The sequence below is a fragment of the Streptomyces sp. NPDC051051 genome (genome assembly GCF_040682975.1).
In the GTDB taxonomy this organism is placed as follows: Bacteria; Actinomycetota; Actinomycetes; order Streptomycetales; family Streptomycetaceae; genus Streptomyces.
Genome location: NZ_JBFBCB010000100.1, coordinates 1 through 12,334, shown reverse-complemented (window position 1 = coordinate 12,334; position 12,334 = coordinate 1). Strand labels below are relative to the sequence as shown.

5 protein-coding genes and 1 pseudogene are annotated in these 12,334 nt (G+C 75.4%); 1 reads left to right on the top strand and 5 read right to left on the bottom strand.

From position 1 onward, the window contains the following. The first annotated feature begins 36 nt into the window (after nucleotides 1-36). Entirely contained in the window at nucleotides 37-4,920 is a 4,884-nt protein-coding gene (locus AB0N31_RS35715) for a type I polyketide synthase (RefSeq protein WP_366062701.1), read from the top strand. 87 nt (nucleotides 4,921-5,007) lie between these two features. Here the strand turns inward: AB0N31_RS35715 and AB0N31_RS35710 are convergent, their stop codons facing one another. From AB0N31_RS35710 to AB0N31_RS35690, 5 genes and pseudogenes are all read right to left on the bottom strand, one after another. Next, complete coding sequence (locus AB0N31_RS35710) at nucleotides 5,008-6,042, bottom strand: ketoacyl-ACP synthase III family protein (protein WP_366062700.1); 1,035 nt, start codon at nucleotides 6,040-6,042, stop codon at nucleotides 5,008-5,010. A 103-nt stretch (nucleotides 6,043-6,145) separates the two neighbouring features. Beyond that, entirely contained in the window at nucleotides 6,146-10,141 is a 3,996-nt protein-coding gene (locus tag AB0N31_RS35705; RefSeq protein WP_366062699.1) for an AMP-binding protein, read from the bottom strand. Nucleotides 10,142-10,155: 14 nt separating this feature from the next. Continuing rightward, nucleotides 10,156-11,001 (bottom strand): ABC transporter permease, encoded by an 846-nt coding sequence (locus tag AB0N31_RS35700; protein ID WP_366062697.1) that lies wholly within the window; start codon nucleotides 10,999-11,001, stop codon nucleotides 10,156-10,158. A gap of 2 nt (nucleotides 11,002-11,003) precedes the next feature. Next, a complete protein-coding gene (locus tag AB0N31_RS35695) occupies nucleotides 11,004-11,996 on the bottom strand; it encodes an ATP-binding cassette domain-containing protein (RefSeq protein WP_366062696.1) in 993 nt (330 codons plus the stop codon). A 49-nt stretch (nucleotides 11,997-12,045) separates the two neighbouring features. Then, nucleotides 12,046-12,334, bottom strand: a pseudogene (locus tag AB0N31_RS35690) (dehypoxanthine futalosine cyclase); the annotation flags it as partial.

Genomic DNA, 12,334 nt, shown 5'->3' with positions numbered 1-12,334 from the left:
TGGCCCGAGACCGGGGGTCGTCCGCGGCGGGCGGGGGTGTCGTCCTTCGGGATCAGCGGCACCAACGCCCACGTCATCCTCGAAACCGCCCCCGAACAACCCGCCCCCGACACACCGGAGCAGCCCTCCGACTCCGGGGACGTCCCCTGGGTCGTCAGCGGCCGGGACCCGCAGGCCCTGCGTGACCAGGCCCGCCGCCTCCTCGATCAGGTGAACGCCCACCCCGGCGTGGCCCCGGCCGACACCGCCCTCGCCCTGGCCACCACCCGTACCGCGTTCGCCCACCGAGCCGTGCTCGTCGGCGCCGCACACGACGACCTCACCGCCCAGCTCCGGGCCCTCGCCGACGGCGCCCCGCTGCCGGCCACCGTCACCGGCACCGCCCGCACCGGCGGCCGTACCGCCTTCCTGTTCACCGGACAGGGCGCCCAGCGCCCCGGCATGGGACGTGAACTGCACGCCGCCTTCCCGGTGTTCGCCGAACCCTACGACGCCGTGTGCGCGCGCGTTCCCGGGCTGCGCGAGGCCGTGTTCGGCGACGACCCCGACCTCGTGCACCGTACCGAGTACGCGCAGCCCGCTCTCTTCGCCTTCGAGGTCGCCCTGTTCCGGCTGCTGGAGTCGCTCGGCGTGCGCCCCGACGTGCTCGTCGGCCACTCCGTCGGCGAGATCGCCGCCGCGCATGTGGCCGGCGTGTTCTCCCTCGACGACGCCTGCGCCCTGGTGGCCGCCCGCGGACGTCTGATGCAGGCCCTGCCGCCCGGCGGTGCGATGGCCGCGGTGCGGGCCACCGAGGCGGAGGTCACCGGGCTGCTGGCCGGGCGGGAGCACGAGATCGGCGTGGCCGCCCTCAACGGGCCCACCGACACCGTCGTCTCCGGCACCGAGGACGCCGTGGCCGAGGTCTGCGCCCACTTCGCCCGGCAGGGCCGACGCGCCACCCGGCTGCGGGTCGGCCACGCCTTCCACTCGCCCCTCATGGCCCCGGTCCTCGACGACTTCAGGGCCGTCGCCACCGGGCTCCCCTACGCCGAGCCGAGCCTGCCCGTCGTCTCGACCGTGACCGGCTCCGCCGCGGAACCCGGCCTGCTCACCGACCCCGAGTACTGGGTACGGCACGTCCGGCAGCCGGTCCGCTTCCACGACGCCCTGCGGCAGCTGCGGGACCTCGGCACGCGCCGCTTCCTGGAGGTGGGCCCCGACAGCCGCCTCACCGCCCTCGCCGAGGCGGCCCTCTCCGAGACGGACCCGGGGGCCGCGCACGAGCCGGTGTTCGTCGCCGCCGTCCTGCGTGACCAGCCCGAGCCGCGCAGGCTGCTCACCGCCCTCGGCACCCTCTTCGCCCACGGCACCGACGTCGACTGGGCGGCGCTGCTGCCCGGCGCCCGGCCCGTGCCGCTGCCCACCTACGCCTTCCAGCGGCAGCGTTACTGGCTGTCCACCGTCCAGACCGGCTCCGGCACCCCCGGAACCGACTCCGCGCAGCACCCGCTGCTGGACGCGGAGATCACCCGGGCGGGCTCGCAGGAACTGCTCTTCACCGGGCGGCTGTCGACGCGTACCCAGCCCTGGCTGGCCGACCACGCCGTCCTCGGCCAGGTCATCCTGCCCGCCACCGGCCACCTCGACCTCGCCGTGCACGCCGGTGACCGGGCCGGCTGCGCCCACCTCGCCGAACTCACCCTGCTCAGCCCGCTCGTCGTACCGGAGCGGGGCGCCCTCCCCGTCCAGGTCACGGTCGACGCCCCCGACGACACCGGGCGCCGCTCCTTCGGCATCTGGTCCCGGCCCGACGGCGAGGGCACCGACTGGCGCCCGCACGCCCAGGGCGTCCTGGCCCCGCAGAGCCCCGCCCGTCCGGCGGACGACCTGGCCGCCTGGCCGCCGCCCGGCGCCGCCGTCGTCTCCGACGCGGACCCCTACGCCGCCTTCGCCGCGGCCGGGTTCGCCTACGGGTCCGCCTTCCGCGGACTGCGCACGGTGTGGCAGCGCGGCGAAGAGGTCTTCGCCGAGGTCGAACTGCCCGAGCCGTACCGGGAGGACGCCGCCCGCTACGGTTTGCACCCCGCGCTGCTGGACGCCGCCGTCCAGGCGCTTCTGGTCCGACGCCCCGGCGTACCGGCCGACGAACCCGCCGTGCCCATGCTGCCGTTCGCCTGGACCGGGCTGACCCTGCACGCCACCGGCGCCACTGCGCTGCGGGTGCGGCTGGCCCCCGCCGGGCACGAGCACGGCTACACCGTCCTCGTCACCGACACCACCGGCCGGCCGGTCGCCACCGCCGACGCGATCACCCTGCGCGCGGTGAGTCCCGCGCCCGCCGCGGACCGGCCCGAACTGCTGCGCCTGGACTGGCGGGAGACGCTCCCCGTGCCGGCGGCGCCGCGCGCGGAGTCGGTGCGCTGGATCGTCCTCGGCAGCGGTGACGACCGGGTCGCCGCGGCCCTCGACGGGGCCGGCGTGCACCTGGAGACCTATGCCGACCTGGAGGCGCTGGCCAAGGCGGTCGACACCGGGATGACCATGCCCGAGCTGGTCATCGTGGCGCCCGAACCGCGCGGCCCGGAAGGCCCGGCCGTGTCCGACGCGGTACGGGGGCTGCTGAACCGGGTCCACGAGCTGGTGTGCGGCTGGCTGGCCGACGAGCGGTTCGCCGACTCCCGGCTGGTGTTCGTCACCCGTGCCGCCGTGCCGGTCGACCAGGACACCACCGCTCCCGGCGTCACGCTGCCGGACATCACCGGTGCCGCGCTGTGGGGCCTGGTGCGCTCCGCGCAGGCCGAACACCCCGGCCGGTTCCAGCTCCTCGACCTGCCCGGCGATCCCGCGGACGCCGACGAGCGCGCCCTGCTCGCCGCGGTGGCCGCCGGACACCCGCACGGCGCCGTCCGCGACGGACGTCTCCTGCACCCCGACGCCGCCCCCGCCACCGCCGCCGCCCCCGCTCCCGGCCTGGCCGCCGGCACCGTCCTGATCACCGGCGCCACCGGAACCCTCGGCCGGACCGTCGCCCGCCACCTGGTCACCCGGCACGGCGTCCGCTCCCTGCTGCTGGCCGGCCGCCGCGGTCCCGCCGCCGAGGGCGCGGACACCCTGGTCGAAGAACTGACCGCGCTCGGCGCCCGGGTCCGGCTGGAGGCGTGCGACGTCGCCGACCGCGCCGACGTGGCACGGCTGCTGACCCGGCTGCCCGACGACGCGCCGCTGACCGGGGTCGTGCACGCGGCCGGCGTCACCGACGACGCCGTGCTCACCGCCCTGGACGCCACCCGTCTGGACACCGTGCTGCGCCCCAAGGCGGACGGCGCCTGGCACCTGCACGACGCCACCGCGCACCTCAACCCGGCGGCGTTCGTGCTGTTCTCCTCCGCGGCCGGCACCTTCGGCGCCCCCGGCCAGGCCAACTACGCCGCCGCCAACGCCTTCCTCGACGGGCTCGCAGCCCACCGGCACGCCCTGGGACTGCCCGCCGTCTCCGTCGCCTGGGGACTGTGGGACAGCGACAGCGGCATCACCTCCCGTCTGTCCGACACCGACCGCGGCCGGCTGGCCCGTGGCGGCCTGCGCCCGCTGGCCACCGACGAGGCCCTCGCCCTGCTGGACGACGCGCTGACCGCCGCGGACCCCGCCGTGATCGCCGTACGCACCGGCTCGGGCCGTGCGGGAGTGCGCGCGATGCTCCGACCGGCGCCCACCGCGCCCGCCCGCCGCACCGCCGAGGCCGGGTCCAGCGGCCCGGTCACCTCCCGACTGCTCGCCGGGGCCTCGCCCGAGGAGGGCCGCGCGCGGCTGCTCGCCCTGGTCCGGGAGCTGGCCGCCACCGTGCTGGGCCACCCCTCGGCCGAGGCGGTCGAACCCGACCGGCTCTTCACCGAGCAGGGCTTCGACTCGCTGACGGTGGTGGAGCTCCGCAACCACCTCGCCTCGGCCACGGGCCTCAAGCTGGCCCCCACCCTGCTGTTCGACCACGCCACCCCCGAGGCGCTCGCCGCCCATGTGCACCAGCGGCTGGACGCGGAGCCGCAGCCGACCGCCGCGTCCACCGGTGACCCGGCTCCGGCCGGCCCGCGGGTCCGCGCCGAGGACACGATCGGCGGCCTGTTCAAGGCGGCCTGCCTGGACGGCCGGGTCGACGACGGCTTCGCCCTCCTCCAGGCGGCGGCCGGCCTGCGTCCCACCTTCACCAGCCCGGCCGAACTGCCGTCCGTCCCGGAAGCGATCCGCCTCTCCGCCGGTGACACCGCCGCACCGCTGGTGTGCTTCAGCTCCTACGTCGCCCTCGCCGGCGTCCACCAGTACGCCCGCTTCGCCTCCCGCTTCCGCGGCCGGCGCGACGTGTGGGCCCTGCCCACCCAGGGCTTCGGCACCGGGGAGGCGCTGCCCGCCACCTTCGACGCGGTGGCCGACCTGCACGCCGACGCCGTGCACCGCACCGTGGGCGACACCCCGGCGGTCCTGCTCGGCTCCTCGTCCGGCGGCGTACTGGCCCTGTCCGCGGCCCGGCGCCTCCAGGAGCGCGGCGCGGCACCGGCCGCCGTCGTCCTGCTGGACACCTACATGCCGCGGGCCGACTCGCCGTTCCTGCGCTTCTCCCAGCAGATGCTGGGCGGCATGTTCGAACGGGAGTCGATGTTCGCGCACATGGACACCGACCGGCTGACCGCCATGAGCTGGTACGTCGCGCTCATCGGCGAGTGGGAGCCGGGACCGCTGGACTGCCCGGTCCTGCTGGTGCGGTCCAGCGAACCGCCGGTGCCCGCGGCCCCCGGCGAGGAACCGCCCGCACCGGAGTGGCAGACGACCTGGGACCGGGCGCACACCGTGCTCGACGTCCCCGGCAACCACTTCACCATGATGGAGGCGCACGCCCGCTCCACCGCCGACGCCACCGAGGACTGGCTGACCGGCCTCGGCGCCTGACGCGGCCCCCGGCGCGGACGCGGAAAAGGGCCTGTCCCCCTCGCACCGAGGGGGACAGGCCCTTTTCGCCGCGCGGTCGCCGGGCGCTCACTCCGCCCAGTGCGGCACCTCCGTGATGGTGAGCACGGTCGCGCTGCACAGCCAGCCGGGGCCCTGGGACACCAGCAGCACATGGTCACCGGGGGAGACCGCCCGGGTGCGCACCAGGTGCTCCAGGGTGATGAACACGTCCGCGCCGCCCACGTGCCCCACCGCCCGGCCGAAGTCCCAGCTGCACCGGTCCATCGTCAGACCCAGCGGCATCATGATCGAGTACTCGATCATCCGGCCGTCCATGTTGATGGGGACGACCTTCGCCAGGTCCGAGGCGTTGATGCCTGCGTCCACCAGCGAACGCCGGATGATGTCCAGGTCGAACAGGGTCAGCTTCTCCATCGTCTCCGACAGCGGCATCTCGCGTTCGGTGAAGCGTTGCGCCCGCTCGGCCATGTCGGACATCGACCCGGTGTCCTCGCGCAGCACCAGCGGACCGTCACCGCGGTGCCACTTCTCCAGCTCGTGCAGCACACCGGAGTTCAGCGACCGCACCTCGGCGAACCCGCCCTCGTCACTGACCAGTGCCGCCGCCGCGCCGTCGCCGAGGATGTACGCCTGCCCGAAGCCCCGCCAGCGGTCCATGGTGGGGGAGGAGAAGTTCTCGCCCGTCGTCAGCAGCACCGACCCGGCCTCGGCGGCCCCGGTGAGCTTGCCGACCGCCACCTCCAGCGCGCTGAGCATGCCGTCGCAGCCCTGCTGGAGGAAGAGCGCGGGCAGCCGGCCCAGGCCCAGTTCCCGCAGGATGTAGCCGGGCGGGTAGGCGCCCTCGGGGGCCTGGTAGTGCACCGCGCTGTGGATGTGCGCCCCCAGGTCCTCGGGGTCGATCTTCGACCGGTCCAGCGCGATCCGCGCCGCGGACACCGCCAGGTCCATCGCCGGTACGTCGCCCGCGACGTGAGCCCCGGTGAGGCCGTTGGCGGCCTGGATCTCGGCGTCCAACCGGCCCTCGGCCACCGCCTGTTCGGCACTGGCCCACTCGGGCAGCACCACGCCCAGCGACTCGATGTGGACGTTCTCGACACGCATCTTGTTTCCTCCTCCTAGGTCGGCGTGCGGGGACGGCGGCGAGGACGACACCGGGCGGCAGGGCACCCGCTCGGTGCCCTGCCGCCCGGCTCGCCGGCCCGCCTCAACCGGCGAACAGTTCCTTGCGCAGATGGCGGGCCAGTCCCGCCGGTGTCGCGAAGTCGAAGACCACCGACGCCGGCAGCGGCAGGCCGGTCGCCGACTCCAGTGCGTTGCGCGCGGTCAGCGCGGTCAGCGAGTCGAATCCCAGATCGCGGATCTCCTGGTCGGCGGGCACCTGTCCGGCGCCCGTGCGGCCCAGGGCCGTCGCGAAGTGCCCGCGCACCAGACGCAGCAGGGTCTCCTCCTGCTCGGCGTCGGTGAGCGCGGCCAGCCGGTGCCGCAGCCCGCCGGGGTCGGCGAGCGCGTCGCGCGCGGTGCGCCGTACCGTGCCGGACGACAGGCCGCGCAGCAGCGCGGCGCTCGCCGTGAGGGGCGCGGCGGTGCGCGACTGCGGGATCGCGGGCCGCTCGGCGATGAGCGCCGGGCGGTCTGCGGCGACGGCCGCGGCGAACAGACCGGCGGCCTCCTCCGGCGATCCGGCCGGGCCGCGCACCGACACGGCCCCCACGCCCGCCGCCCGCAGCCTGTGGGCGCACACGTCGAACACCGCCGCCAGCGCCGCGTCCGCCGGTCCGGCGGTCCGCGGGCCGGGGGTGGTGAACACCACGGACGTCACCGCGCGGCCGGGCGCCGAGCGGACCAGTTCCAGCGCCGGGTCGACGACGGGGCGCAGCGCGGCGTCCACGTCGGCGTCCCGCTCGGCGCGCACGGCGGCGGAGAACACCACGGTCGTGGGGCCCTCGTCGAGCATGGCCCTGACGGATGCGGCCGGGTCCTCGGGCTCCCAGGACACCGGGTCACCGGGCCGGTGGGTCGCCGGCACCCGGTCGGCCGCGTTCTTCGCGAACGGGCCTGCCAGCAGCGGCTGGTGAGCGGGCCACACGGCCGGAAGGAACTCCGCCGGCCCGGACACCTCGCTTCCGGCGAACAGGGCGATGCGCCCGGTTGCCGGGGAGCCGTCCGCGACTGCCACGGGCAGCCGGGCGGCACGCGGCCGGCGGACCTGGCCGCCGCGCAGCGCGAGCCGCGGCTCGCCCGAGGCGACCGCGTCCTCCACCCGCCGCCAGGAGCGTTTGGCGGCGTCGGTCTCGATCAGCGCGAACCGGTCCGGTGCCCGGTCCTGGACCGCGCCGATCAGGCCCCACACCGCGGCGGCCGCCGGCTCCGGCGCCGACTCGTCGTCCTGGGCGGCGGGAGCGCCGCGGGTCAGGACGACCAGCCGGCTGTGCGCGAAGCGGGGATCGGCCCAGTGCCGTACCCAGCCCAGGCTCTCGTCGACGGCCGCGCGGACCGCGTCGGCGGGCGAGGGGTGATCCGGTGCCCCGGCGTGCGACACGACCACCACGTCCGGCACCGGGGCGCCCTGCGCCACCGAGGACAGCAGTGCCGGCAGGTCCGGATGGATCTCGCAGTAGCGCCCGGCCGACATCAGCCCCGAGCGGGCCCGCAGCGCGTCCTTGCCGACGACCGCCCAGCGTCCCTGCCGCGGCGTGGTGCGGGGCAGGTCGCAGACGTCCCACACCTCCTCGAAGAGGCCGTCCTGCTGGGCCGCGGATGCAGCCCGGACGGTACGGTGCGCCGCGAACGTCACCGAGCGGGCCGTCAGCACCGGGTCCCCGGCGCCGTCCCAGGCGTCGACCGCCCAGGTGCCGTCCGGCACGGTCCGCAGCCGCACCCGCAGCACCGACGCGTCCACCGCGTACAGCGACACCTCGCGCCAGGACACCGCGGCCACTTGTCCCGGCGGCTGCGCAACCACGGCGGCGAACGCCGCTTCCAGCAGCGCCGGATGCACCTCGAAGCCGTCCCGTGCCGCGGTCCAGTCCGGCAGCGACACCTCGACGAACACCTCGTCGTCCCGCCGCCACACCGCGCCCGGCGTCCGGTCGTCCGGCGCCGGGGCAGCGGTGCGCTCGCGCCGGGCGCCCTGCGGGGGCCACACGGCCGCCGGCTCGGCCGGCTCCGGTACGGCGTCGGGTGCTACGACGCCGGTGGCGTGCCGGGTCCACGGGCGGCCCGCGGCGCCGTGCGCGTCGCGCCGCCCGTGGACCTCGACGCGCCGGAGACCGTCGTCGTCCGTCGTGCCCACGGTCACGCGCAGCTGCACCCCGCCCTCGCGCGGCACCACCAGCGGGGCCTCGGCGGCCAGTTCCACCACGCGCGCGCAGCCGGCCCGGCCCGCCGCGTGCAGCACCATCTCCAGCAGCGCGGATCCGGCCAGGACCGTGCCGTCGTGGGTCCGGCGCAGCAGCGAGGGGTCCGACCCGGCGGCGGTGAGCCGGCCGGCGCACACCAGTTCCCGCCGTTCGGGCAGTTCGACGTACGCGCTCAGCAGCGGGTGCCGGGAGTCGTCGAGCCCCAGGTCGGCGGCACCGGTGTACCGGGGGGCCGACTCCGTCGCCTGCCGGGACCGGCGCCACAGCAACCGGCCCGGGAGAGCGGCGAGTTCCTTGCGGATGACCTTCCCGGCGGGGTTGCGCGGCACCTCGGCGATCTCGTGGATCTCCTCCGGCAGCTTGAACGCCGACAGCCGCTCCCGGCACCTGGCGAGCACGGCGTCGACGTCGATGCCGTCCGGGCCGGGGACCAGGTAGGCCGCGGGGACCTCGCCGAGCGACTCGTGCGGGACGCCCGCCACCGCCGCGTCGGCCACCCCGGGTGCCGCGGCGAGCGCCTGTTCGACCTCGCGCGGGTGGATGTTCTCCCCGCCGCGGATGATGAGTTCCTTGAGCCTCCCGGTGATCGTCACATAGCCGTCGGCGTCCTGCCGGGCCAGGTCACCGGTGCGGTACCAGCCGTCGGACAGGACGGCGGCGGTCTCCTCGGGCTGCTGGTGGTACCCCTGCATCAGGGCGGGGCTGGAGACCCAGATCTCGCCCTCGGCGCCCGGTGCGACCTCCGCGCGGGTGCGCGGGTCGGTCAGCCGCAGTGTCAGTCCGGGCAGCGGCACCCCGCACGAGCCCGGCACGTACGGCCCGTCGGGCAGGTTGGTGGTGATGGCGCCGCCGGTCTCGGTGGAACCGTAGCTGTCCAGCAGCCCGATGCCGAAGGCGGCCCGGAACTCCTCGTGCAGGGACTGCGGGCAGGAGGAGCCCGCGACCATGCACACCCTCAGCCGCGGCACCTCGACGGCGCCGGAGCGGGCCAGTTCCACCATGTGGTGGAACAGCGTCGGCACGCCCACCAGGAAGGTGGCGTCCCCCTCCCGCGCCCGGCGCAGCACCTCCTCGGCCGCCAGGCCGTCGGTGATACGGACGCTCGCGCCGACGGCGACCGCACCGAGCACGCAGATGTTGTGCGCCACGGCGTGGAAGAGGGGCATCGGCCACAGGAGGCGGTCCTGCGGTGACAGTCCCAGCAGCGGGGCGTTGCACGCGGCGGTCGCCCACAGGGAGCTGCGCTGCGTGGAGACGACGCCCTTGGGGCGGCCGGTCGTGCCGGAGGTGTAGAGCATCCAGGCCGGCTCGTCCAGGCCCAGGTCGTCCCGGGTCGGGGCGCGCAGCGACCAGGTCGACGCCAGGTCCTCCCACAGCGGCGGTGACGCGTCGCGGGCCTCCGCGAAGCCCGGCTCGGAGGCGTCGCCGACCAGGACCACCACGACGTCCGGCAGGTCCGCGAGGACCCGGCGCACCTGCGGCAGCTGCGCCGCGCCGGTGATGACCGTCCGGGCCGCGCAGTCCGCGAGCAGGTGGGCCAGTTCGGGGTCGGTCGACTGTGGGTTGAGCGGTACTCCCACGCCGGCGGCGCGGGTGACGGCGAGGTAGCCCTCCACCGTCTCGATCCGGTTGGGCAGGTAGATCACCGCCGACTCGCCGCGGCCCAGGCCCAGGTCCGCCAGGTGTCCGGCGACCCGTGCCGTGCGCCGGTCCAGTTCGGCCCAGGTGACCGAGCGGCGGCCGTCCTCGAAGGCGACGCGGTCCGGCTGCCGGGCCGCGTGCCCGGCGAGCAGTTCGTGCACCGGGCGGATCAGGTCCGCCCGGAACGTGGTGTCCGTCATCGGGCCGTCCCCCTTCAGGCACCGGCCGCACGGTAGCGGCGGACCGCCAGCGTCCGGCACACCGCGGCGATGAGCACCGACCAGACGAGCGAGACCAGCACCGGATGCTGCGCGGGCCAGGCTCCGGTGCCGGTCAGTCCAGGATTGCCGAACAGCTGCCGGGCCGCCTGGACGGTCGCGCTCAGCGGGTTCCACTCGGCGGCCCAGCGCAGCGCCGTCGGCAGCGTGGAGGGAGCCACGAACGCGTTGGACAGGAACGTCAGCGGGAACAGCCACAGGAAGTTGCCGGTGGCCGCCGCCTCCGGGGCCCGTACCGACAGTCCGATGACGACCCCGACCCACGACAGCGCGTAGCCCATGAACAGCAGCAGCGCGAAGGCCGCGGCCGCTCGCGGCAGCCCGTGGTGGACGCGCCAGCCGACCAGCAGTGCGCAGAGGATCATCACGGCCATCACGATGACGTTCTGCACCAGATCGGCGACCGTGCGCCCGGTCAGCAGCGCGCCGCGCGCCATCGGCAGCGACCGGAACCGGTCGACCATGCCGCTCTGCACGTCGTTGGCCATGCTGACACTGCTGTTGCTGGCCGTCGCGAACGCGATGGTCTGGGCGAAGAACCCCGGCATCATGAACTCCCGGTAGGCCGCCGGGCCTCCGGCGCCGGGCAGGCTGAAGGAGCCTGCGAAGATGTAGGCGAACAGCAGCACGAACACCACGGGCTGCACCAGGCTCAGGAGCAGCACCTCCGGGATCCGCACCATGCGGACCACGTTGCGCCGCGTCACCACCAGGACGTCGCGTACGGCCTTGACGGCCGTGCCGGGCTTCAGTTCGGGTACGGCCGGTGCCGCTGCCGACACGTTCACCACTCCCTTTCGTTCCACGTGCCGACGCCCGCCGCGGCCCACCCGGTCTCCCGCGGGTTGTCCTCGGTCAGGGCCAGGAAGACCTCGTCCAGGGTGGGGCGGCGCAGCCCGATGTCGGTGATCTCGATGCCCTCGGCGTCCAGCGCGGCGACGACCTCCGCCAGCAGCCGCACCCCGCCGTCGGCCGGCGCGGACACCGTGGCCCGGGGCCGGTCGACGTCCGGGGTGCGGCCGCAGATCCGGGTCAGCAGCCAGGCAGCGGCGTCGAGTTGCTCGGGCCAGGACACGACCAGCTCGATGCGCCGGCCGCCGGCCTGGGTCTTGAGGTCGCGGGGGGTGCCCCGGGCGATGATCCGGCCGTGGTCGACCACCGCGAGGTCCTGGGCGAGCCGGTCGGCCTCCTCCAGGTACTGGGTGGTGAGCAGCAGCGTGGTGCCCTGGCGCACGAGGTCCTCGATGGCGTCCCACAGCAGCAGCCGGCTGGTCGGGTCGAGGCCGACCGACGGCTCGTCCAGGAACATCACCGAGGGCCTCACCACCAGCGCGCCGGCCAGGTCGAGGCGGCGTCGCATACCGCCGGAGTACGTACTCGACACCCGGTCGGCGGCGTCGGCCAGGTCGAACCGGTCGAGCAGTTCGTCGGCGCGCCGCCGGGCCGAGCGGGCGCGCAGTCCGTACAGCTCGCCGATCATGCGGAGGTTCTCGCGGCCGGTGAGCCGGTCGTCGACGGCCGCGAACTGGCCGGACAGGCCGATCGACAGCCGCACCGAGTCCGGGTCGCGGACCACGTCGTGACCGGCCACGGTCGCGGTGCCCGCGTCGGGGCGCAGCAGCGTGGTGAGCAGACGCACCACGGTGGTCTTGCCCGCTCCGTTGGGGCCCAGCAGCCCCAGGACACTGCCTTCCGGTACGTCCAGGTCGATTCCGTCGACGGCCCGGACCTCGCCGAAGGTCTTCACCAGACCCGCGGCGTCAATGGCGCCCGCCATGGCCTTCTCCGTCCTTGTGCGCAGGGGTGGGGGGTGGGGAGCCCGGGTCTCAGGTGGCGGCGACCAGCTTCAGTTCCGGATGAGCGGTGCCGCCCGCGATCGCCGTGGAGGACACGTGCGAGACGACGCGCTCGTCGACGGGGTCGTTCGCCGGGTCGTCGTGGACGACGAGGTGCTCGTACGTCGTGGAGCGCTGCGCCGGGACCCGTCCCGCGGCGCGGATGAGGGTGATCAGCTCCATCAGGTTGGAGCGGTGTCTGGCGCCGGCGGAGGAGACGACGTTCTCCTCCAGCATGATGGAGCCGAGGTCGTCGGCGCCGTAGTGCAGCGACAGCTGG

What these genes read in the sequence shown, in the direction of transcription:
- AB0N31_RS35710 (WP_366062700.1), bottom strand. Translation starts at nt 6,042, where the DNA reads ATGCGTGTCGAGAACGTCCACATCGAGTCGCTGGGCGTGGTGCTGCCC.
- AB0N31_RS35695 (WP_366062696.1), bottom strand. Translation starts at nt 11,996, where the DNA reads ATGGCGGGCGCCATTGACGCCGCGGGTCTGGTGAAGACCTTCGGCGAG.
- AB0N31_RS35705 (WP_366062699.1), bottom strand. Translation starts at nt 10,141, where the DNA reads ATGACGGACACCACGTTCCGGGCGGACCTGATCCGCCCGGTGCACGAA.